General features: G+C 35.8%; 21 protein-coding genes and 1 riboswitch. Of the genes, 19 read left to right on the top strand and 2 right to left on the bottom strand.

All coding sequences use genetic code 11. From position 1 onward, the window contains the following. Positions 1-160 precede the first annotated feature (160 nt). Positions 161-272: riboswitch (SAM riboswitch) on the top strand. Between the two features lie 142 nt (positions 273-414). The 5 genes from AC3ASS_RS05205 (at position 415) to AC3ASS_RS05185 (ending at position 7,132) form a co-directional block, all read left to right on the top strand. Further along, positions 415-1,707 (top strand): O-acetylhomoserine aminocarboxypropyltransferase/cysteine synthase family protein, encoded by a 1,293-nt coding sequence (locus tag AC3ASS_RS05205; protein ID WP_488282456.1) that lies wholly within the window; start codon positions 415-417, stop codon positions 1,705-1,707. Between the two features lie 18 nt (positions 1,708-1,725). Further along, positions 1,726-2,790, top strand: coding sequence for a homoserine O-acetyltransferase MetX (metX, locus tag AC3ASS_RS05200; protein ID WP_488282455.1), 1,065 nt, complete (start codon positions 1,726-1,728; stop codon positions 2,788-2,790). Between the two features lie 7 nt (positions 2,791-2,797). Beyond that, complete coding sequence (locus AC3ASS_RS05195; protein WP_488282454.1) at positions 2,798-4,036, top strand: homoserine dehydrogenase; 1,239 nt, start codon at positions 2,798-2,800, stop codon at positions 4,034-4,036. Between the two features lie 303 nt (positions 4,037-4,339). Then, on the top strand, positions 4,340-5,785 hold the full coding sequence (locus AC3ASS_RS05190; protein WP_488282453.1) for a S41 family peptidase: 1,446 nt from the start codon (positions 4,340-4,342) through the stop codon (positions 5,783-5,785). Between the two features lie 156 nt (positions 5,786-5,941). Continuing rightward, positions 5,942-7,132, top strand: coding sequence for a PDZ domain-containing protein (locus AC3ASS_RS05185; protein ID WP_488282452.1), 1,191 nt, complete (start codon positions 5,942-5,944; stop codon positions 7,130-7,132). A gap of 237 nt (positions 7,133-7,369) precedes the next feature. Here AC3ASS_RS05185 and AC3ASS_RS05180 read toward each other — a convergent pair whose 3' ends face one another. Continuing rightward, complete coding sequence (locus AC3ASS_RS05180; RefSeq protein ID WP_488282451.1) at positions 7,370-7,612, bottom strand: YuzB family protein; 243 nt, start codon at positions 7,610-7,612, stop codon at positions 7,370-7,372. Between the two features lie 212 nt (positions 7,613-7,824). On the opposite strand from AC3ASS_RS05180, the gene AC3ASS_RS05175 reads away from it, so the two are divergent. From AC3ASS_RS05175 to AC3ASS_RS05135, 9 genes are all read left to right on the top strand, one after another. Further along, on the top strand, positions 7,825-8,361 hold the full coding sequence (locus AC3ASS_RS05175; RefSeq protein ID WP_488282450.1) for an NADPH-dependent FMN reductase: 537 nt from the start codon (positions 7,825-7,827) through the stop codon (positions 8,359-8,361). Between the two features lie 128 nt (positions 8,362-8,489). After that, complete coding sequence (locus AC3ASS_RS05170) at positions 8,490-9,317, top strand: M15 family metallopeptidase (protein WP_488282449.1); 828 nt, start codon at positions 8,490-8,492, stop codon at positions 9,315-9,317. A gap of 71 nt (positions 9,318-9,388) precedes the next feature. Further along, positions 9,389-9,616, top strand: a complete 228-nt coding sequence (locus tag AC3ASS_RS05165; RefSeq protein ID WP_488282474.1) for a CsbA family protein — start codon at positions 9,389-9,391, stop codon at positions 9,614-9,616. Positions 9,617-9,796: 180 nt separating this feature from the next. Beyond that, entirely contained in the window at positions 9,797-10,579 is a 783-nt protein-coding gene (gene motA / locus AC3ASS_RS05160) for a flagellar motor stator protein MotA (protein WP_488282448.1), read from the top strand. Positions 10,580-10,581: 2 nt separating this feature from the next. After that, positions 10,582-11,328: a flagellar motor protein MotB gene (gene motB / locus AC3ASS_RS05155; protein ID WP_488282447.1), complete on the top strand. Its 747-nt coding sequence runs from the start codon at positions 10,582-10,584 to the stop codon at positions 11,326-11,328. A 476-nt stretch (positions 11,329-11,804) separates the two neighbouring features. Further along, the gene (gene uvrB / locus AC3ASS_RS05150; RefSeq protein ID WP_488282446.1) at positions 11,805-13,781 is read left to right on the top strand and encodes an excinuclease ABC subunit UvrB; all 1,977 of its coding nucleotides are present in this window, start codon (positions 11,805-11,807) and stop codon (positions 13,779-13,781) included. A 7-nt stretch (positions 13,782-13,788) separates the two neighbouring features. Beyond that, positions 13,789-16,665: an excinuclease ABC subunit UvrA gene (gene uvrA / locus AC3ASS_RS05145; RefSeq protein WP_488282445.1), complete on the top strand. Its 2,877-nt coding sequence runs from the start codon at positions 13,789-13,791 to the stop codon at positions 16,663-16,665. A gap of 95 nt (positions 16,666-16,760) precedes the next feature. After that, entirely contained in the window at positions 16,761-17,843 is a 1,083-nt protein-coding gene (locus tag AC3ASS_RS05140) for a DUF4097 family beta strand repeat-containing protein (RefSeq protein ID WP_488282444.1), read from the top strand. A 13-nt stretch (positions 17,844-17,856) separates the two neighbouring features. Continuing rightward, positions 17,857-18,213 (top strand): phage holin family protein, encoded by a 357-nt coding sequence (locus tag AC3ASS_RS05135; protein ID WP_488282443.1) that lies wholly within the window; start codon positions 17,857-17,859, stop codon positions 18,211-18,213. A 139-nt stretch (positions 18,214-18,352) separates the two neighbouring features. Here AC3ASS_RS05135 and nagB read toward each other — a convergent pair whose 3' ends face one another. Continuing rightward, entirely contained in the window at positions 18,353-19,096 is a 744-nt protein-coding gene (gene nagB, locus AC3ASS_RS05130) for a glucosamine-6-phosphate deaminase (protein WP_488282442.1), read from the bottom strand. A 167-nt stretch (positions 19,097-19,263) separates the two neighbouring features. On the opposite strand from nagB, the gene hprK reads away from it, so the two are divergent. The 5 genes from hprK to AC3ASS_RS05105 all read left to right on the top strand — a co-directional run bounded on the left by hprK (position 19,264) and on the right by AC3ASS_RS05105 (position 23,207). Beyond that, positions 19,264-20,193, top strand: coding sequence for an HPr(Ser) kinase/phosphatase (gene hprK, locus AC3ASS_RS05125; RefSeq protein ID WP_488282441.1), 930 nt, complete (start codon positions 19,264-19,266; stop codon positions 20,191-20,193). Between the two features lie 67 nt (positions 20,194-20,260). Then, positions 20,261-21,082: a prolipoprotein diacylglyceryl transferase gene (gene lgt / locus AC3ASS_RS05120; protein ID WP_488282440.1), complete on the top strand. Its 822-nt coding sequence runs from the start codon at positions 20,261-20,263 to the stop codon at positions 21,080-21,082. Positions 21,083-21,093: 11 nt separating this feature from the next. Then, positions 21,094-22,041, top strand: coding sequence for a nucleoside recognition domain-containing protein (locus AC3ASS_RS05115; RefSeq protein ID WP_488282439.1), 948 nt, complete (start codon positions 21,094-21,096; stop codon positions 22,039-22,041). Further along, positions 22,031-22,678, top strand: coding sequence for a pyrophosphatase PpaX (gene ppaX / locus AC3ASS_RS05110; protein ID WP_488282438.1), 648 nt, complete (start codon positions 22,031-22,033; stop codon positions 22,676-22,678). Before AC3ASS_RS05115 ends, ppaX begins: the two co-directional genes overlap by 11 nt. 1 nt (position 22,679) lies before the next feature. After that, entirely contained in the window at positions 22,680-23,207 is a 528-nt protein-coding gene (locus AC3ASS_RS05105) for an acyltransferase (RefSeq protein ID WP_488282437.1), read from the top strand. Positions 23,208-23,315: the final 108 nt, after the last annotated feature.

The following is a 23,315-nucleotide window of genomic DNA, read 5'->3' as shown; positions in this document are numbered from 1 at the left end:
TTCAAACTTACAAGCTTTATGCAAAAAACAAAACTCGTTAGCAAAATAGTCGAATAATCATCATTGCATTATTATTTAAAAAATTATAAAAATTTGATTGACGAGAATTTGTCCGTTCATTATAATTCAGTTTAACAACAATTTCATAAGTGAGTATTGACTCTTATCAAGAGAGGTGGAGGGACTAGGCCCGATGAAACCCGGCAACCTTCAAACGACGTGTTTGAAAAGGTGCCAATTCCTACAGGTCAAAATGATCTGAGAGATAAGAGGAGGAACTAAAAACTACGCCCTCTTCTTATGAAGAGGGTTTTTTATTACAAATATCCTACTAAATCCTTCCTCTTCCCTCTCATTCCATCTGCCAAATACTCACTTATCACCCTTTAATGAAAACTTTAGGAGGTATGTGAAATGACTAATTCATTGAAAGATGAAACATTATTGCTTCATGGAGGGCAAGAGGTGGATCCTGCCACTGGATCAAGAGCAGTACCGATTTACCAAACAACGTCGTATGTATTCAACGATACAGAACATGCACAAAATTTATTTGCACTAGCGGAAACAGGAAATATTTATACTCGGATTACGAATCCAACGGTGGATGTTTTTGAAAAACGTGTAGCAGCACTAGAAGGTGGAACAGCAGCAGTGGCAACTGCATCCGGAATGTCCGCTATTACGTTAGCAATCTTGAACATCGCTGAAACAGGGGATGAAATTGTAGCGGCGACAAATTTATACGGCGGAACCTTCAATTTATTTTCCTTAACCCTTCCACGATTCGGGATAAAAGTTAAATTTGTTGATGCGATTGATCCAGAAAATTTCAGAAAAGCGATTACTCCAAAAACAAAAGCGTTATATGGAGAAATTATCGGAAATCCAAGTTTACAAGTATTTGATGTAGAGGCCGTTGCTGACATTGCAAAAGAAGCAGGGATTCCTTTAATCATCGATAATACTTTTGCTACACCTTACGGATGTAAGCCGATTGAATGGGGAGCCAATATTGTTGTTCATTCAGCTACGAAATGGATCGGCGGCCATGGAAACTCAATCGGAGGAGTCGTTGTGGATGGAGGAAACTTTGATTGGAACAATGAAAAATTCAAAGGTTTCATCGAACCAGACCCTAGCTACAACGGACTCAAATATGCCGATTTAGGAAACGTAGCTTATGCAGTAAAACTCCGTGTTCAATTGTTACGCGATATAGGTCCTTGTTTAAGTCCGCAAAATGCCTTTTATTTGCTTCAAGGATTAGAAACGTTGCACCTTCGCTTAGAACGACATAATGAAAATGCATTGAAAGTAGCCCAATTTTTGAAAAACCATCCGGATGTTGACTGGGTCACATATCCAGGATTCGAAGATCATCCAACATACCCTTTAGCACAAAAATATTTAAAACATGGATTCGGTTCAATGGTTGTATTTGGTATTAAAGGCGGACGAGAAGCAGGTAGAAAGGTAATCGATCATATTTCTTTGTTCTCTCATGTCGCTAACGTTGGAGATGCTAAATCATTAATTATTCATCCAGCATCAACCACTCACCAACAATTAAGTAAAGAAGAGCTAGCTTTAACTGGGGTGACAGAAGAACTCATTCGTCTTTCCATAGGTATTGAAAATGTTGATGACATCATCGCAGATCTTGATCAAGCCATTACAAAGGCGGTGGCAGCTGTAACGGTATAAAAATAGGAGCGAATCATTATGTTGCAGAAGATAACAGATGAACACACATATGGAACTATTTTTGTTGGAGATATACAGCTAGAAAGCGGGGAGGTTTTAAAAGATACACTTGCCTCCTATGAAATGGTAGGAAATAAAAATGGTCCAGTTATTTTAATTTTTCACGCACTAACCGGGAATGAACGAACATATGGAACAGACGACCATCCCGGTTGGTGGCGGGGAATGGTAGGACCTAACCTGTATATTGATACGAATCAATATTTAGTTATTACTTTTAATGTACTCGGAGGATGCTCTGGTTCCACCGGGCCGACAAGTATCAATCCTGATACAGGAAAGGAATACCGTACACAGTTTCCGTTCTTTACAATCCGAGATATGGTTCATTTTCAAAAAAAAGCTCTCGCTCAACTTGGAATTCACCACGTGAAAGCAGTAATCGGTGGCTCATTAGGAGGAATGCAAGCATTAGAATGGGGAGTATTATATCCGGATACCGTTGAACATGTCATTGCTTTAGCTGTAACTCCATATTTGAGTGACTACGGTATTGCGTTTAATCGAATCGGAATTGAAGCCATTTTGCATGACCCTAATTGGAAAAACGGATATTACGAAAACGCTTCGGATGTCAACGGTCTTTCCATTGCTCGAATGGTAGGAATGGTTACGTACCGAACGGGGGAATTGTTTGAAGAACGATTTCAGCGAGAAATTCGTCATCAGGAATTACATCAGCCTCCATATTATCAAGTTGAATCATACTTGCATTATCAAGGGAAAAAGCTGTTGCATCGATTTGATCCGAACAGTTATTTATATTTATTACACGCAATGAACAGCCATGACATTGGCAGAGATCGAGGAAATTTAGAAGAAGTTTTTAAACAATATCAACCGAAACTTACATCCATTTGTTTTCAAGGCGACCTATTATATAAAGGGGAAGTCATGGAAAAATATATGCCATATGTTCATGATGGAAATTACGTCGAAGTTCCGACAAAGTTCGGTCATGATGGGTTTTTAGTCGAATTTGATCAATGGGGTCCTATGATTCAAAGGGCCCTTACAGATTGAAAAGGAGGTGGGACCGATCGTAAAAAAGATTGCCATCTTAGGTTTTGGTACAGTTGGCCAGGGCGTTTACGAAGGAATAAAAACCAATGAAAAACGATTAGAACAATTAATTGGAGAACCGATTCAAATTTGTGCCGTTTTGGTGAAAGACATTACGAAAGATCGTACAATTGAACGAGAAGTATTGGTGACTAATAACATAGAGGAAATTCTAAAAATTCCTGATTTGCAAATTGTCTTTGAAGCTATTGTCGGTACGGAGCCATGCTTTACGTATTTAAAAAGATTTATAGAAAAAGGATGCCACGTCATTACCGCTAATAAAGTGATGCTTGCCCATCATGGAATTGAGTTAGTGAACTTAGCGCAAGAAAAAGGGGTGACGGTACGGTATGAGGCAACCGTTGCAGGTGGAGTACCGATCATCAGCACCTTATGTTCCATTTTAAAAACGAATCATATTTTAAAACTTGAAGGGATTTTAAATGGAACGTCTAATTTTATTTTAACGGAAATGCGGAAACATGGATGTACATTTGAAGAGGCATTAAAACTAGCGAAACAGCTTGGATATGCGGAACAAGACCCAACGAATGATGTAGATGGTTATGATGCGTACTACAAATTAATCATTTTATATCGGTGTATTTTTGGAAGAGAACCAAACTGGAAAGTAATTGAACGAGAAGGCATATCCACGATTACGCAACAATATGTGGAACTTGCCCAAGTTTTTGGACTAAGATTTCGTCACGTTGCTCATATTTCTCTGGATGCAAAAGATTGCTGGGTAAAACCTGTACTAGTAGATGAAACTCATCCGTTTTATTCTATAGACGGGGTGGATAACACCATTCATATTCAAGGAACTTTAGTTGGAGGCTTAACTTTTACAGGTGCAGGTGCTGGTCGATATCCAACTGCGAGTGCCATGATCGAAGACTTCGTTCAAATTTTTCAGCAAAAAAATCATTTGTTTCCACATGTTTTACCGTTTATAGATGAACGGAAACATGAAAGTGAAATCAGAAACAGTGATTGGGCAATTTTTACAGACCAAGAAACGGCAAGTATGATTAAAAGCGAATCTCCCATTATTCAAGAAAGAAAAAACGGTAAGATAGTTTTCCTGCAATTAGAAGGAACGCATGAATGGATGAATCAATTAAAACAAAAATACAGTGTCCACGTTTATGAAATTTTGAACGTAAATAAAGTGGCAAATATTAAAGAGAATGTATCATGATGCATTCTCTTTTTCTTTTGGAAAAATATTTCGTTAGGATTTATTTGCAACTTTGATGGTTTCTAGTGACAATGGGAATATTGTTCCCTAATCATTCAATCATTGGTAATTTTTATATACAAATTTGCGACCTTTGCAAGAACGAAAAAGTTTTTAAATTCCTTATTAACTTTATTTGTCACCCCTATAAAATTTTTGTAACTGAATTCCAATTTCCAAATACGATTCCTAAGCATTATCATAACTCGTCCATCCGGTTCATATATTGAAATAGTGTAATGGTAGTCGGGAGGAGGCACTAACTTGAGAAAAAGATGGATCATCGCTCTTATGATCAGTTCAATGGTCTTTGCATCTGCCGGAACGTATGCAGGCATGAACTGGATGGGCAAAAAAGATGCGAAAGAAGTAGTTCCTATTACGATAAACAGTTCTAGCAACTTTGATGTTGAAAAAATTAAACGAGCGTACGAAGCGATATACAATGGTTACGTTCATGAAGTAGAGCCAGAACAATTAATCGAAGGGGCTATCGAAGGAATGGTCTCAACATTAAAGGATCCCTATTCTGTTTATATGGATGAAGTGAAAGCAGAAAAATTTAATGAATCACTCGATTCATCCTTTGAAGGAATTGGGGCTGAAATCGGTATTGTGAACGGAAAGAAAATTATCATAGCCCCGTTTAAAAATTCTCCAGCGGAAAAGGCAGGTATAAAACCAAATGACGAAATTATTAAAGTAGATGGAGAAAGTGTAGAAAATCTTGATTTATATGAAACTACATTAAAAATTAGAGGGGAAAAAGGGACAAAGGTTCAATTAGAAATTAAACGTGCGGGATTGTCTGAACCTATTGTCATAGAAGTCAAGCGGGATACAATTCCAATAGAAACTGTGTTTTCAAAAATGATAGAAAGAGAGCAAAAACAAATCGGATATATGGAAATCACTTCTTTTTCCAAAGAAACAGGAAATGATTTTAAGAAAAAATTAAAAGAATTAGAGAAAGAAGGAATACAAGCATTAATTATTGACGTTCGAGGGAACCCGGGGGGACTATTAACAAGTGTTGAAGAAATTTTACAAGAATTAGTCTCCAATAAAAAACCTTATGTCCAAATCGAACAGAGAAACGGAGATCGCCAATCATCTTATTCTAAAAGAAAAGAAGGAAAAAACTATCCAATAGTCGTATTAACGGATGAAGGTAGTGCTTCTGCATCTGAAATATTAGTGGGAGCATTAAAAGAAATTGAAAATAGTACGATCATTGGAGAGAAAACGTTTGGTAAAGGTACAGTACAACAAGCGTTACCTTTAGGCGACGGAAGCCATTTGAAACTAACTCTTTATAAATGGCTGACACCAGATGGGAACTGGATTCATCAAAAAGGAATTGAACCGGATATAAAAGTAGAAAAAGGAGAACTGTATAAAACCCATCCGATTAATATCGATCAACCGTTAAAAAGAGATATGAATAGTGAACAAGTCAAACATGCTCAAGAAATTTTGAAAAGCATCGGCTATGAACCGGGAAGACAAGATGGTTATTTTAGCGAAACGACAGAAATGGCAGTGAGAGCGTTCCAATCAGAAAATCAATTAAAAGTAACGGGAATCATTGATAAGGAAACAGCGAAATTACTTGAAGGAAAAGTAGTTGAAGCGATGAAATTAGAGAGTAATGATCGGCAACTTCAAACAGCTATCCATTTTCTCACATATCAATTATCAAATAGATAAAGAGAGGGCTTTCCTCTCTATTTTTTTGACCGAAAATGTTTAAAATCTATAAGAAAAAGAATTCTATCCAATTTCCTATGGAATAGGTATATGTTTTCAATATAACATTTGCTAGAATATATAGTAATAGATGTTAGACGGACAGGTGGTGTGCATATGTTTGAGTGGCTCGGTGAATTGTTATTAGGGATAGGAAAGATATTTTTACACCCTTTATTATATATAGGCGCGTTTTATGCTATTTTTTTAGGTTATTTACGTGTGAAAAGGGAACGGAAAAATTTTCACATTCGTGCACAGGATGGATTATATGAATGGAGAACGTATGGATTCAAAGGGATAACCATTGGACTTGTTGTATCGGCGGTCATTATTCTAGTCGGAATTCCTGTCCCTTTTGCGTTTATCATAACTGTCGCAGTAGTATCCATTTTACTTGCCTTCTTTATTCGTCCACAAATGCTGTCTGCTTCCTTAACAGCAGGGTTGTCATTTTTCATTTTATACATAATGACCGAATTTGAATATGCTCCACCTATATTTGAAGAAGCTTTTCAACAAGTAAATGCAAATTTTATCCCGTTAATGGCAGTGATTATCGGATTGTTGGTTATGGCTGAAGGAATTTTAATCATAACTAACGGAACAAAAAATACATCACCAAAAATTGTATTAAGTAAAAGAGGTCAAAGAGTAGGAGTTCATGAATCGAAACGTCTTTGGATGGTACCAATTTTGTTCTTACTACCAGAAGGATTTTTCCATGCACCATTTGATTGGTGGCCGGTTTTAACGCTAGGAGAGACAAGCTATTCTTTAATTCTTGTTCCATACTGGATAGGTTTTGCCCAACAAATCCAAGGAATGTTACCAAAAGAATCCATTCGTTTGACAGGGAATCGGGTCCTTTTATTAGCAGCTCTCGTTCTTGCCATCTCGATTGTCGGTATTTGGTATCCAGTTGCATCCATTATTGCGGTTGCAGTTGCTATCATTGGAAGAGAGTGCATTAGCTTTATTCAACGATATAAGGATGACTCTATGTCAACATATTTTTCAAAGCGAAATAACGGTTTAATGATTTTAGGAATTATCCCTTATTCGGCTGCAGACCATATGGGACTACAAGTAGGAGAAATCATTACAAAAGTTAACGGAACGACTGTCAATAATGGAAGAGATTTTTATATTGCTTTACAAAAAAATAGTGCATTTTGTAAGTTAGAAGTTTTAGATACGAACGGAGAAATTCGTTTTGCTCAGCGAGCTCTATTTGAAGGGGAACATCATGAACTAGGATTGCTATTTATCGGGGAAGAAAAACATTGGGAATCTTATGCGGGTTAAGGATTGGAAATGTTTATTAACATCTGCATTCAATAGAATATTTTTCTTTATGAGGGAATGACATCGAAAAGTTGGTCATTCCTTTTTCTATTCAGGGAAATGGATTTAAATTGTACATCCATTGCCAAATTTTCTACGCATTAAGAATTCAACAAAATAATAGTATCATAATAATTTCACAGAAAATAAAAGAGTGACAGATTGAAGCATGTCACTCTTATAAATGTGAACCGTTAATTATAAATACTGCTCCAGTTCTTCTGCGACTTTGATTTTAATTAATTCCAAACATTCCTCAATGGTTTTAGCAAAGACTCTTTCTCCATTGACAAGTGCATATGGTCGAATGGCACATAGTCCGCACAAATTTAAACATTCATATCGTAAAACAGCGACTTCTGGTTGATCTTTAAATTCACCTTCTAAATCAATTGTCGCCATTAAATTATTGTCACAAATTTCAACAAGGATGAATCCCATAAACTTTATCCTTTCTCATTTCAAAAAATTTTCATTATAATGAATAGAGTATTAACAAAATAATGTTCAGCCATTACCTATTATGAGTATAATTCGTTTGCTTTAATAATTCTAATGTTTAAACTGGCTTAACGAAAATTTTCATAGGTTGTTTTTTATAGTAAAATTAATGGTTGAAAGATATTGGATGCGAGAATGAAGGAGGAGCAAAAATGAAATTATTAGGAATAGCCGGTGCGCTGATTGGAAATAAAACGAGCGTTGTAGTGAATGAAGTGTTAGAAAGTGCGAAAAAAGCATATCCTGAATTAGAAACGGAATTGTTATTTTTAGGAGATTACAATGTAGAATTTGTCGATGGAAGACCATTTGATCAATACAATGAAGATACAAAAAAAGTAATTCAAAAGATTAAAGAAGCGGATTTATATGTGATCGGTTCACCTGTTTATCAAGCTTCCATTACTGGTGCGTTAAAAAACTTATTTGACCATTTACCTTATGATGTGTTTCATAAAAAGGTAGTGGGTCTAGTTATGAACGGTGGAACCGACCGCCACTATTTAGTAACAGAAACGCATCTAAAATCCATTGTAAGCTTTTTAAAAGCGTATATTCCTGCCACTAGCGTTTTTGTGACAATGAATCAATTCGATCAAAATAATCAAATTCAAGATGAAGAAATTCGTCAACGAATTCAACTACTAGGTTCCGAAATTGTACATATGCATCAACGTTTAAATGGCTAATCATGTTTAAAAATTTTTTCGACCGGAAAAAACTGTACCATATATTACTAATTTTTTTCGTCTGTATTTTCTTCCAATAGTTTATTAAAATAAAATAGTTGCAAAAAAGTATCAGTTAGGATGATTAGATGAAATGGCAAACATTTGCATTATTCATGGTATTCGGTTTAATTCTTGCCGGTTGTAACGGTGAAAAAAAGTCAGCGGATCATCCTTCTCAACTTCACGAAGAAGGTCAACATTCAGATGACTTACAAAAAGACCCAATCGACCAAGTAGAATTTGAAGGGAAAATGATCAAAAAGGTTAATGGAGAATGGTTTTTATTCAAACAGTATTTCAATCAATTGAAAACGGTTGGAAAAGAGAAAGTCATACAAAATCCTGAAAATCCTTTAGTTTTAGTGAATAAAGAATTTTCACTTCCTTCGGATTACAAGCCGAAAGACTTAGTGAAAGTCAAAGTACCGGTTGCATACGAATCAGCGGAAGAAAATTTTCTGAGAAAAGAAGCGGCAGATGCATTAAAGAAAATGTTTGATGATGCAAAAGCACAAAATATCCATTTATATGCTTTATCAGGATATCGCTCTTATCAGACACAACAATTAATTTTTAACCGTCAAATCAATCTAGAAGGCTATGAAAAAGCAATTTTAGTCGTTGCTAAACCAGGTACTAGTGAGCACCAAACTGGACTTACAATGGACATAACAGCAGAAAGCGTCAATTTTGATACAGATGAATCTTTTGAAAAGACAAAAGAAGGCATTTGGTTAAAGAAAAACGCCCATAAATATGGGTTTATTCTCCGATATCCAAAGGGAAAAGAATCGATCACTCAATATAGTTACGAACCATGGCACTTCCGTTACGTAGGGAAAGAAATTGCAAAAATTATTTATGAAAATGACTGGACATTTGAAGAGTTTTTTGGAATTGTGAAAGAAATGTAACATCTATTTCCTTCTCGCAATGACAGTGGTATGATGTTGTTAGCATAGATGGGAAGTGCGAGGTGCCATCATTGATAGGAAAACTTATTGCTGGATTAATTTTTCCAGGGCTATTAGTTATTTTATTTACAAGAGTTACATATAATCGATATGTTGCACTCATTTTAACAAGTGCTTTAATAGCAGCATCTGCATATAAAGGATACACACATTCTTGGCCATTAATTATTATCGATGCATTTTCATTAACGGTAGGCTTTTGGTATGCAAGCAAAATGACAAAAAAATACAAAAAATAACTTCGAACTGTACGTCCAATGGTCGTACAGTTTTTTATTTCTACATCTAAACTTATTAATCATTTTCATAGAACATGATTTCGTGACAAAAACAATATAAACACTAAATATTTTTCTAATTTTGTCGAAATAAAAAGTAACGATAATGGATTTGACTTTAGAATAAGATAGGTGAAGACTATGGATAAAACATCATTTATAGGTTTATTGATTGGAATTATTGCAGTTGGTATTGGTATGGTTTTGAAAGGAATTAGTTTATCTGCTTTAATTAATCCAGCTGCCATTTTAATCATTGTTTTAGGTACAATTGCATCAGTTCTTATTGCATTTCCAACGAGCGATATAAAAAAAATTCCAAAGTTATTTGGCATTATTTTTAAAGATAAAAAGCAAGAAGATCCTGTAAAACTTATAAAAATGTTTTCAGATTGGTCTCAAATCGCAAGAAGAGAAGGAATTCTTGTCCTAGAATCAAAAGTGGAAGAAATTGAAGATCCTTTTTTAAAAAATGGATTAATGTTAGTCATTGATGGAAAAAGCGCGGAGTATATAAGAGATGTTCTCTATGAAGAAGTGGAAGCGATGGAAGAAAGACATGAGTCGTTGGCATCCATTTTTACTCAAGCAGGAACCTATGCTCCGACATTAGGGGTATTAGGGGCGGTTGTTGGATTAATTGCTGCTCTTGGAAATATGGAAGATACATCTGCATTAGGATTAGCAATTAGTTCGGCTTTCGTAGCGACATTGTTAGGGATCTTTACTGGTTATGTTCTTTGGCATCCATTTGCCAATAAGCTAAAAAGGAAATCAAAACAAGAAGCTCGTTTGAAAATGATTATGATTGAAGGAATTTTATCCATTTTGGAAGGGGAAGTCCCAAATGTTATTGAGCAAAAATTAGCTTCCTATCTTCCAACAAATGAACGGAAAAAATTTTTTGAAAAAGGTCGGGAATAATGATGACCAAAAAGAGAAAGAGAAAAGATGAACAAAACCATATTAATGAGTCATGGTTAATTCCATACGCCGATATTTTAACGCTATTATTAGCACTATTCATCGTATTATTTTCCATGAGTGAAATAGATTCTAAAAGGTTTGAACAGTTATCAAAAGTGTTCAGCGGAATGTTTACAAGCGGTACGGGATTGTTAGAATACCAAAACCCAATGCCGGAAGATCAAATCAGCCCTATAGAAGAGAAAAAGAAAGCTAAAGATGCAATTGAAAAAAGATTGGATACGGAAGAACTTAAAATGATTCAAGGAAAAATTAATCATTTTATTAACGAAAGAGGATTATCCAATGATCTTCAAACATCGTTAACGGATGAAGGATTGCTAGTAAGAATTAAAGATAGTATTTTATTTGAATCAGGAAGCGCGACCGTACGTGAAGAGTATATGGAAACCGCAAGAGAAATTAGTGAATTGCTAGTTATCGAACCTCCAAGAAATATAGTTATTAGCGGGCATACGGATAACGTTCCAATACATACAGCACAATTTGCTTCTAACTGGGAATTGAGTGTTATGAGAGCAGTGAACTTTTTAAAAATTTTATTAGAAAACGAGAAACTCGATTCCGCTTGGTTTAGTGCAAAAGGATATGGTGAACATGCTCCAATTGCAAGTAACGATACCGAAAAAGGTAGACAAAAAAATAGAAGGGTAGAAATTTTAATATTACCAAGAACAAAAAACTAGCAGCAATGCTAGTTTTTTATTTTGTCAAATTGGTAGTCACAGCAATCAATTGGTCGCCTCTCACTTAATTTTTTTTTGCAACATTTTCATAAAAATATTGGTTTGAAAGTTAGGAATTAGTTTTGTAAACAAAAACTGTATGGTTGAAATGTAGGGCGACGACTCCTGCGGGAAAAGCACGAGCCGAAAATCCATTTTTGGAGGTATAAGCTGACAAAAATTAGTTGAGGCCGTGCCCGCGGAAAGCGTTCGCCCGAAATGGGAATCCATATAAAATAATTTTTTTTACAAAAAATTTAATATTAGTGACAACCAATATTCCAAAAAAATAACTATATTCCATCCAAATTGGCAATAGTGAAAGATAGAGAAGAAGAAAAACGAATGTTTGTTCGCTTTTTTGTAGTTTTTATCCACTATATGTGATAAAATATAAATATTGTTTAGACTGTACGAATGGAGAGGTGGCGATAAAGGTGGACCATAAATTTGAACTTGTCTCTAAATACAAACCTCAAGGAGACCAACCAGATGCGATTAAAAAATTAGTGGAAGGAATCAAGAATGGAAAAAAACATCAAACGTTATTAGGGGCAACTGGAACAGGAAAAACGTTTACGATCTCAAATGTCATTCAAGAAGTCAATAAACCGACATTAGTCATTGCGCATAACAAAACATTAGCAGGACAACTTTATAGTGAGTTCAAAGAATTTTTCCCTAATAACGCGGTTGAATACTTTGTCAGTTATTACGACTATTATCAACCGGAAGCATATGTTCCACAAACAGACACATATATCGAAAAAGATGCAAGTATCAACGATGAAATTGATAAATTGCGACATTCCGCCACATCATCTTTATTTGAACGGAAGGATGTTATTATTATCGCCAGTGTCTCTTGCATTTATGGTTTAGGTTCTCCAGAAGAATATCGAGAAATGGTCGTTTCATTACGTGTAGGCATGGAAATTGAACGAAATAAATTATTACATAAATTAGTAGATATCCAATATTCAAGAAATGATATCGATTTTCAGCGCGGAACCTTTCGCGTACGAGGGGATGTTGTAGAAATATTCCCTGCCTCTAAAGATGAACATTGTATTCGTGTTGAATTTTTCGGTGATGAAATTGACCGCATTCGTGAAGTAGATGCTTTGACTGGTGAGATAATCGGCGACAGAGAGCACGTTGCGATTTTCCCAGCATCTCACTTCGTCACAAGAGAAGAAAAAATGAAATTAGCGATTGAAAGTATTGAAAAAGAGTTAGAAGAACGATTAGAAGAATTACGATCTCAAAATAAGCTTCTCGAAGCGCAACGTCTTGAGCAACGGACACGTTATGATTTAGAAATGATGAAAGAAATGGGATTTTGCTCCGGAATTGAAAACTATTCAAGACATCTAACTTTACGTCCACCGGGCTCTACACCATACACATTACTTGATTATTTCCCGGATGATTTCTTAATTGTCATTGATGAATCCCATGTTACATTGCCGCAAATTCGAGGAATGTACAATGGGGACAGAGCAAGAAAACAAGTATTAGTGGATCACGGATTCCGATTACCATCTGCTTTAGATAACCGTCCACTTACCTTTGAAGAATTTGAGAAGCATATCAATCAAATCATCTATGTATCAGCTACCCCAGGACCTTATGAGTTAGAACATTGTCCGGAAATGGTTGAGCAAATTATCCGTCCAACTGGTCTATTGGATCCTACCGTGGAAGTGCGCCCAATTGAAGGACAGATTGATGATTTAATTGGCGAAATTCAAGACCGAATCAAGAAAAACGAGCGTGTGCTTGTGACGACGTTAACGAAAAAAATGGCAGAAGATTTAACCGACTATTTAAAAGAAATTGGAATTAATGTTCAATATCTACACTCTGAAGTAAAAACATTAGAACGAATTGAAATTATACGAGATTTACGACTAGGAAAATTTGATGTGTTAGTCGGAATTAACTTATTAAGAGAAGGTTTGGACATTCCAGAAGTATCATTGGTGGCAATCTTAGACGCAGATAAAGAAGGATTTTTACGTTCTGAACGTTCTTTAATTCAAACGATTGGACGTGCAGCACGTAATGCGAACGGAAAAGTCATTATGTATGCAGATAAAGTGACACATTCAATGGAAGTAGCGATTAAGGAAACGAGAAGAAGAAGAAAGATTCAAGAAGAATATAACCTTAAACATGGAATTACACCGAAAACAATTCAAAAAGAAATTCGAGATGTCATTCGTGCAACGTATGCAGCAGAGGAAGAAGAATCTTATGTAGTGAAACCAGGAGGAAAACTCAACAAAAAAGAAAGAGAAAAATTAATAGCCAACTTGGAAAAAGAAATGAAGGAAGCTGCGAAAAACTTGCAGTTTGAAAGAGCGGCAGAGCTGCGTGATCTCATTTTAGAGTTAAAAGCGGAAGGATGACAGATGTATGGTGATGAAAGAAATTGTAGTTAAAGGAGCAAGAACTCATAATTTAAAAAACATTGATGTAAAAATCCCTAGAGATCAGTTAGTCGTCGTCACCGGACTATCTGGTTCAGGAAAATCTTCATTAGCATTTGACACGATTTATGCAGAAGGACAAAGACGTTATGTAGAGTCTTTGTCCGCTTATGCTCGACAATTTTTAGGACAAATGGATAAACCGGATGTTGATTCCATTGATGGTCTTTCACCTGCCATCTCTATTGACCAAAAAACAACAAGCAGAAACCCCCGATCAACTGTAGGAACCGTTACGGAAATATATGATTATTTACGTTTATTATTTGCACGAATCGGGAAACCAATTTGTCCGAATCATGGGATTGAAATTACTTCACAAACCATTGAGCAAATGATTGACCGCCTTGAACAATATCCGGAAAGAACAAAAATGCAAATATTAGCTCCTGTTGTATCCGGCCGAAAAGGAACCCATGTAAAAACAATGGAAGAAATTAAAAAGCAAGGGTTTGTTCGTATTCGTGTAGACGGAGAAATGTATGATATTAATGATGAAATTGAATTAGATAAAAATAAAAAACATTCCATTGAAGTTATTGTAGACCGTATTGTAATAAAAGAGGGAATTTCAGCTCGACTTGCCGACTCGTTAGAAACCGCATTAAAAATTGGCGGCGGGCGCGTCATTATCGATGTTATTGGCGAGGAAGAACTGTTGTTTAGTGAAAATCATGCATGTCCAATCTGTGGATTCTCCATTGGGGAATTAGAACCGAGAATGTTTTCGTTTAATAGCCCATATGGTGCATGCCCTGAATGTGATGGACTTGGAACAAAATTAGAAGTAGATCTTGATTTAGTCATTCCAAATTGGGACTTATCATTAAAAGAACATGCTATTGCCCCGTGGGAGCCAAACAGTTCTCAATACTATCCATCTTTACTTGCAGCGGTTTGCCAACATTATGGAATCGATATGGATATTCCTGTAAAAGAAATCCCAAAACACTTATTAGACAAAGTGTTATACGGATCAGATGGAGAAAAAATTTATTTCAAATATGAAAATGATTTTGGGCAAATACGTGAAGGATATGTTGAATTTGAAGGGGTGATTCCTAACGTAGAACGAAGATTTAAAGAAACAACATCTGATTATATTCGAGAACAAATGGAAAAATATATGGCTCAACAAGCCTGTCCGAAATGTAAAGGCTACCGTCTTAAAGAAGAAGCATTAGCGGTGAAAATTGGCGGAAAGCATATAAGCGAAGTTACTGAGCTATCTATTCGTGAAGCGTTAGAATTTTTCAATCAGTTAACGTTATCAGAAAAAGACTTAGCGATATCTAAATTAATATTTAAAGAAATTAAAGAACGACTTGGATTTTTGTTAAATGTTGGACTTGAATATTTAACATTAAGCCGTGCTGCCGGTACGTTATCTGGGGGAGAAGCACAACGTATCCGCCTTGCCACACAAATAGGCTCACGTTTAACAGGTGTTCTCTATATTTTAGACGAACCGTCGATCGGACTTCATCAGCGAGACAATGATCGTTTAATAGATACGTTAAAAAATATGCGTGACATTGGAAATACATTAATTGTCGTGGAACATGATGAAGACACGATGCTTGCGGCCGATTATTTAATTGATATTGGACCGGGAGCAGGTGTTCGCGGAGGAGAAGTAGTCGCATCTGGAACACCTGAAGAAGTGATGGCAAACGAAAAATCATTGACGGGACAATATTTATCGGGGAAAAAATTCATTCCTCTTCCATTAAAACGAAATAAAGGAGACCGCTTTTTAGAAATAAAAGGTGCAAGGGAAAATAACTTAAAAAATGTTAATATTAAAATTCCTCTTGGGACATTTACAGCTGTAACCGGCGTTTCCGGCTCCGGAAAAAGTACACTTGTAAATGAAATATTATATAAAGCATTAGCTCAAAAGCTGAACAACGCTAAAGTTAAGCCTGGACAACATAAAGAATTGAAAGGGATTGAACATTTAGATAAAGTCATTGATATCGACCAATCACCAATCGGCCGAACACCAAGATCCAACCCAGCTACGTATACAGGAGTATTCGATGATATTCGTGATGTATTCGCCGCAACGAATGAATCGAAAGTTCGTGGATATAAAAAAGGACGATTCAGTTTTAACGTTAAAGGCGGACGTTGTGAGGCTTGTCGTGGAGATGGGATTATTAAAATTGAAATGCACTTCTTACCAGACGTTTATGTTCCGTGCGAAGTTTGCCATGGAAAACGCTATAACCGTGAAACATTGGAAGTTAAATATAAAGGAAAAAATATATCCGAAGTTTTAGATATGACTGTTGAAGATGCTCTGGAATTTTTCGAAAACATCCCGAAAATTCAACGGAAAATTCAAACACTCTATGATGTTGGACTCGGGTATATGAAACTCGGTCAACCAGCAACAACTTTATCTGGTGGAGAAGCACAACGTGTGAAACTAGCATCCGAATTACATCGTCGCTCCACAGGAAGAAGTTTATATATTTTAGATGAACCTACAACTGGATTACATGTTGATGACATTGCAAGATTATTAATCGTCCTACAAAGACTTGTAGAAAACGGAGATACCGTTGTCGTCATTGAACATAATCTTGATGTTATTAAAACAGCCGATTATATTATAGACTTAGGTCCAGAAGGTGGAGATAATGGTGGAACGATTGTTGCAACAGGAACACCAGAAGAAGTGGCGAATCACCCAACATCCCATACCGGAAAATATTTAAAGAAAATCATAGAACGTGATCATGAAAGAATGAAAACATGGATTCAAGAGAATGAAGAGGCTGTAACCATAAAATAGTATGATAAAATGAGAGAGGAATTACCTTCTCTCATTTTTATTATGTAGAAATCATAAAAATATAAAAACTGATTTGAAATGTGAGGATGATGGGGTTGGAACAAGATAAAAAACGAATTTTACAAATGGTTAAAGATGGGAAAATATCGATCGATGAAGCGTTAAGTTTGTTAGAAACATTAGAAGATGCTGAAAAGAAGAAAGAATCCATCCAGCAATTAATTTTATATGATGAAGCGAAAGCCGATTCTAATGAATCAAACCATACGTCATCGACCAAAACAAATTTTTTCAATTTTATCAACAAAGCAATTGAAAAAATGAAAGAAATCGAATTTGATTTTCACCATTCCGTAGATGTTAACCATGTGTTTTATGAAAAGATGCCGGATATTAACGAAATAAATGTCGATATCACCCATGGTTCATTAACGATTTATTCTTGGGATCAAGCCGATACTAGAGTCGAATGTATGGGGAAAGTTTATAGTGAAAAAGATAAGGAAGAAGCAAAAAGGAAGTTTTTTGAAGGAATTTCATTTCAAATTGAAAATGGTATATTATCGTTTAGTTCCAAGCAAAAGTTAATTAAAACAGATGTTGTTATATATATCCCATCCGCACAATATGAAAAAATCAAAGCAAAATTATTTCATGGACATATAAAATGCGAGAAATTAACAGCAGAAGAATGGGAAGTGAAAACAATAAACGGTCATATCGAGGGGCGTGATTTAAAAGGAAGGAATGGAGAATTTGAGACCGGAAACGGACGGATTTCTTTAATACAAAGTGAAATTAAAAGTTTAGAGGCAGAAACAGTAAACGGGACGATTCGAACAGAGGGGGAGTTCCAAGAGCTAGACTTAAAAACAATGAGTGGAAAAATATTTTGTACGGCTCAAAATGATACCGTTGAAAAAATTTGTGCCAAAACGGTTACCAGTTCGGTTCAAATTTTATTAAATGAAAACGTTGAACCGAGTGGAGAATTAAAGACGAATTTGGGAAATATTGACATTAACTTTGATGGAATTTATTTGACTGAAGATAAAAAAGACTTTGCTCAAAAGAAAATTAGCTTTCAATCGTTCACACAAAAACAACATTCGTTACTTTTATTGGTTGAGTCGAAAACAGGTTCAATTTTAGTGGAACCGTTGAAAAATAATTGGTGAGGATGATCGAATCATGAAATGGTTGATTGGAATTTTAATCAATGCTGTTTTATTTATGGCAATTAGCGGGTTTTTTGAAGGATTTTATTTATCAAGCGTTCAAGCAGCAATCGGAGCAAGTTTTGTCCTTTCAATTTTAAACATTTTAGTACGTCCGATTTTAATAATTCTTACATTACCGGTTACGCTGTTAACATTGGGATTATTTTTATTTGTGATTAATGCGATTACATTAGTATTGACGGATAAAATAATGGGAGATGCCTTTGAAATAGATGGGTTTGGATTAGCATTTATCATCGCGATCTTGTTATCTTTAGCGAATATCATTATCCAAAAAGCGGTTTTTGAACCAATGAAAAAAAGGTAAAAGGGATGGGCTGGTAAGTCCCATACATAGAAAGAAGTGGAGAATAACAAATCGTTTTCTCCACTTCTGTTTTTTTCCTTTGATTTTTTCTGAGAATAGCTAGCGGATGCCTACTACTTTTTTGGATGTTGTGAAGGGGTTAGCGGACTCCTTCTTTTTCTAATAATGAACATGCCTCTTGATCGGCGATGACTGTAACATTGGCATGTTTTTGTAAAATTGAAGCAGGGAAGTTCTCGTCTACCGGACCGTTAAAAAGTTTGTAAATGGCATCGGCTTTTGTTTTCCCTGATGCAAGTAGTAAAATTTCCTTTGCTTCCATAATGGTCGCAATTCCCATCGTGATTGCTTGTTTAGGCACTTCATCTAATGAATGGAAAAAGCGAGAATTCGCGATTCTAGTACTTTCTGCTAAAGTAACGATATGAGTTCGGCTATGGAAAGGAGTATTTGGTTCATTAAACCCAATATGTCCGTTATTTCCAATTCCAAGCAATTGTAAATCAATTCCTCCTAATGATTGAATTAAACGTTCATATCTTTCACATTCTTCTTGTAAATCTTCGGCTTCTCCATTTGGAATAAATGTATTTTCTTTTTCAATGTTTATATATCGAAATAATTGGTCCATCATAAATTGATGATAGCTATTTGGATCATCAATAGAAATACCGACATATTCATCTAAATTTACCGTTTTCACTTGGGAGTAGTCGGTTCCATTATTTTTATGATCGTGAATGAGAATTTCGTAAACTCCTTTTGGTGTAGAGCCGGTAGCTAGTCCTAAAGTAATTGACGGCTGCTTACGAACTCTTTCGATGAAAATATTGGCTGCTTTTTGACTCATGTCTAAATAATCTTCTGCAATAATTAGTTTCATGACATACACTCCTATTTTATGTTCAACACCTATTATGCCATTAAAATAAAAAAAATAAATATTTCATGCTTAAGTGATTCGATGACAATCCATTTCGATTTGCAAATAATCATGGTAAAATGAAGGATAACGTAAGCCAATATGGACCAATAAAGGGGGAACCTTCCTTGGCAAAGGTGAAAACGAAAGACATCATTGAAAAGTTTCAACTGGAACTTATAGTTGGAGAAGATGGAATTAACCGTTCCATTATCACAAGTGATCTTCATCGACCGGGTTTGGAAATCGCTGGATACTTTGAATACTATCCTTCCGATCGTATTCAATTATTAGGAAAAACCGAGATTTCTTTTTTTGAGCAATTACCGGTACATGTAAAAAAAGATCGAATGGAGCGATTATGTACAGATATTACCCCGGGAATCATAGTAACTAGAAATCTTGAAGTACCTCAAGAATTAATCGATGCCGCAGAAAAACAGTCGGTGCCGGTCATGCGTTCAAGTATGAAAACGACTCGTTTGTCTAGTCATTTAACAAATTATTTAGAAGGGAAATTGGCCCCAACAACTGCCATCCATGGCGTTCTTGTTGATATTTACGGTGTCGGAGTATTAATTACCGGAAAAAGCGGTGTCGGAAAAAGTGAAACAGCATTAGAGTTAGTTAAACGTGGACATCGCCTTGTTGCCGATGATTGTGTAGAAATTCGGCAAGAAGATCAAGATACGCTCATTGGTAGCGCACCGGAACTAATCGAACACTTGCTGGAGATTCGTGGGCTAGGCATAATAAACGTCATGACATTGTTTGGTGCAGGAGCGATTCGTTCCTATAAACGAATTACTTTATGTATTCATTTAGAATTATGGGATCAGAACAAACAATACGATCGACTAGGATTAGAGGAAGAAAAAATAAAAATTATTGACACGTATATTCCACGGTTAACCATTCCTGTTAGACCAGGTAGAAACTTAGCTGTCATTATCGAGGTTGCGGCTATGAACTATCGGTTGAAACGTATGGGAGTTAATGCAGCGGAACAATTCACAATGAAATTGTCAGAAGTGATTGAAGAATCGGAACAAGAATAAATGAATTTGAAATTATTTTTCATGTTAAAATGGTAGTACAGTAAATGAATGGTAAGGAGTTATGTATATGATCTTACAATCAATTGAACCAATCGACCGGGTCGCATTTAAAATTGGATCATTGCAGGTTTATTGGTATGGGATTATTATTGGCACTGCGATAGCGATAGGGCTTTGGATTGCCATGCGTGAAGGTGAAAGAAGAGGATTACATAAAGATTTATTACCAGACTTATTAATTTGGGCTATACCGATTTCAATTATATGCGCTAGATTGTATTATGTTATTTTCCAATGGGATTATTATGGAGCAAGTCCCGGAAAAATTATAGCGGTCTGGGAAGGTGGATTAGCTATTCATGGAGCGCTCATCGGTGCAACATTAACTGCGATTGTATATACGAGAATAAAGAACGTATCGTTTTGGAAGGTAGCCGATATCGCTGCGCCAAGTATTATTCTTGCTCAAGCGATTGGGCGTTGGGGGAACTTTTTTAATCAAGAGGCGCACGGTGGAGAAGTAACGAGAGAATTTTTAGAAAGTCTATATCTTCCAGATTTTATTATTAACCAAATGTATATTGACGGTGTTTATTATCACCCAACCTTTTTATATGAATCGATCTGGAATTTAATAGGATTTGTCCTATTACTATTGTTAAGAAGAGTGAACTTAAAACGCGGAGAAATCTTTTTATCGTATGTCATTTGGTATTCCATTGGCCGTTATTTTATTGAAGGAATGAGAACAGATAGCCTTATGATTGGGGAAATGTTAAGAACAGCGCAAATCATGTCATTAATTTTAATTGCTGTAGCTATTTTCTTATGGATTTGGAGAAGAGTGAAAAGAAACGAACCTCGCTACTCAAGTAATAACAACCAATAGGGAGAGAAGACATGTTCAAACAATCTTTACAAAAAGGGTTAATTAGTGGATTAAAAACGACATGGACATTGGGGAAAATCATTTTTCCCGTTACGTTAATCGTATATTTCTTACAATTTACACCGGTGCTTCCATGGTTGATTAAAATCGTATCTCCGTTTATGGGATTACTAGGATTATCTGGGGATGCTGCTATCCCAATTGTTTTAGGGAACTTACTGAATTTGTATGCTGGCATTGGGGCGATTTTAACGCTCGATTTAACGGTGAAAGAAGTATTTATCATTGCCGTTATGCTTTCGTTTTCCCATAACTTATTAATTGAATCTAGTGTTGCGATTAAAGCAGGAGTCAAGCTCTGGGTGATTTTAAGTGTAAGGATTGGTTTAGCGATTGTTTCTGCCATATTGATTCATCTAGTTTGGCATGGGGGAAGTCAATTAGCCCAATATGGACTAGTACCGAAGACGGTCGATGAGCCGAATGGTTTATGGCAAATTTTGCTCGAAGGGTTGGAGAAAGCAGCTATCGGTGTTTTTCAACTTGCCATCATTGTCATTCCATTAATGATCATGATTCAAATTTTACGAGATATTAAATGGTTAGATGTCTTTTCTAAATGGATGGCTCCTGTAACAAGAATGCTAGGAATGAGTGCAAATACGTCTACTACTTTAGCAGCAGGTCTTTTATTCGGTTTGGCATTCGGGGCAGGTGTCCTTATTCAATCGATAAAAGAAGATGGTGTAGGAAAAAAAGATGCGACAGTGGCGTTTATTTTTCTCGTTGCCTGTCACGCTATCATTGAAGATACATTAATTTTTATACCTTTAGGAATTCCGATTATACCACTATTCTTCATTCGCTTATTTACGGCTATATTGCTGACATTGGTAGTGGCAAATATATGGAAACGAGTCAATGCTCAAGGAAAGAAGGAACCATCATATGAATCGTAATATTACAACATTGTTATTTGACTTAGACGGAACATTAATTAATACGAACGAACTTATTATTTCGTCGTTTACACATACGTTAAACAAATATTTTCCAAACGAATATACACGTGATGATATTCTTCCTTTTATCGGACCAACATTGCGGGAAACGTTTGAATCAATCGCAAAGGATAAAGTAGATGAATTGATTCAATGTTATCGTGAGCATAATCTTCGTTTCCATGATGAATTAGTAACGGAGTATAAAGGGGTTCATGAAACGATAAAGATTTTATCCGAACAAGGATTTAAACTTGGAATTGTTACAACGAAAATGTTAGATACGGTGATGAAAGGCTTAACTTTGACAAAGCTCGATCAATATTTTCCAGTAATCATCGCTCTTGATCATGTAAAGCATGCTAAACCAAATCCTGAGCCGGTATTTAAAGCGTTAGATAAGCTTGATTCCAAACCGGATGAAGCGATCATGATTGGTGACAATTATCACGATATATTAGCTGGAAAAAATGCGGGTACACTGACTGCGGGTGTTGGATGGTCTATTAAAGGCGCAGACTACTTAGCAAGCTTTGAACCAGATTTTATTTTAAAAGAAATGAAGGATTTGCTAAAGATTGTCGGAGTTGAATAAGATGAGAAAAACGACAAGATATAAAGTTGAAGGTGCTAACTCACTATGGCATGTATATAAAACCGTTCCTTTTTTAAAAGTGGTAAAGAACTTTATTGTGATTCAGCTCGCACGTTATACTCCGTTTTTATCCGTGAAAAATTGGATGTATCGAAAACTATTACGAATGAAGGTTGGAGAAAAAACTTCTTTTGCGTTAATGGTTATGGTAGATGTCATGTTTCCGGAAAAAATTTCTGTCGGGAAAAATACGGTGATTGGTTACAACACAACGATTTTAGCCCATGAATATTTAATTAAAGAATATCGGTTAGGTGAAGTCGTCATCGGTGATGAAGTTATGATCGGAGCGAATACAACGATATTACCTGGTGTGACGATAGGTAATGGTGCGATTGTATCTGCAGGGACACTCGTACATAAAGATGTCCCTGAAGGAAGTTTCGTCGGTGGAAATCCAATGCGCATCATATATACAAAAGAAGAATTAGAAGAACGAAGAAAAAATGATCCAATCTATTCTAGTTAAGAAAGGGTATTGTTCCCCTTTCTTTTTTTATGGCTCTATACTAAATGTGGTGGTCATGCTTATCATCTCAAGGGCAGAGATGGATTTACAAAAAGTGATAAAAAAATA

This window comes from Bacillus sp. JST-5, from assembly GCF_057747715.1.
The sequence above is the reverse complement of the archived record's forward strand: the minus strand, read 5'-3'. Positions and strand labels throughout refer to the sequence as shown.

Coding starts and splice junctions, on each gene's coding strand:
- AC3ASS_RS05175 (WP_488282450.1), top strand. CDS start 7,825: ATGAAATTATTAGGAATAGCCGGTGCGCTGATTGGAAATAAAACGAGC.
- AC3ASS_RS05205 (WP_488282456.1), top strand. CDS start 415: ATGACTAATTCATTGAAAGATGAAACATTATTGCTTCATGGAGGGCAA.
- uvrA (WP_488282445.1), top strand. CDS start 13,789: ATGGTGATGAAAGAAATTGTAGTTAAAGGAGCAAGAACTCATAATTTA.
- motA (WP_488282448.1), top strand. CDS start 9,797: ATGGATAAAACATCATTTATAGGTTTATTGATTGGAATTATTGCAGTT.
- nagB (WP_488282442.1), bottom strand. CDS start 19,096: ATGAAACTAATTATTGCAGAAGATTATTTAGACATGAGTCAAAAAGCA.
- metX (WP_488282455.1), top strand. CDS start 1,726: ATGTTGCAGAAGATAACAGATGAACACACATATGGAACTATTTTTGTT.
- AC3ASS_RS05170 (WP_488282449.1), top strand. CDS start 8,490: ATGAAATGGCAAACATTTGCATTATTCATGGTATTCGGTTTAATTCTT.
- lgt (WP_488282440.1), top strand. CDS start 20,261: ATGATCTTACAATCAATTGAACCAATCGACCGGGTCGCATTTAAAATT.
- ppaX (WP_488282438.1), top strand. CDS start 22,031: ATGAATCGTAATATTACAACATTGTTATTTGACTTAGACGGAACATTA.
- AC3ASS_RS05105 (WP_488282437.1), top strand. CDS start 22,680: ATGAGAAAAACGACAAGATATAAAGTTGAAGGTGCTAACTCACTATGG.
- AC3ASS_RS05115 (WP_488282439.1), top strand. CDS start 21,094: ATGTTCAAACAATCTTTACAAAAAGGGTTAATTAGTGGATTAAAAACG.
- AC3ASS_RS05185 (WP_488282452.1), top strand. CDS start 5,942: ATGTTTGAGTGGCTCGGTGAATTGTTATTAGGGATAGGAAAGATATTT.
- motB (WP_488282447.1), top strand. CDS start 10,582: ATGACCAAAAAGAGAAAGAGAAAAGATGAACAAAACCATATTAATGAG.
- AC3ASS_RS05135 (WP_488282443.1), top strand. CDS start 17,857: ATGAAATGGTTGATTGGAATTTTAATCAATGCTGTTTTATTTATGGCA.
- AC3ASS_RS05180 (WP_488282451.1), bottom strand. CDS start 7,612: ATGGGATTCATCCTTGTTGAAATTTGTGACAATAATTTAATGGCGACA.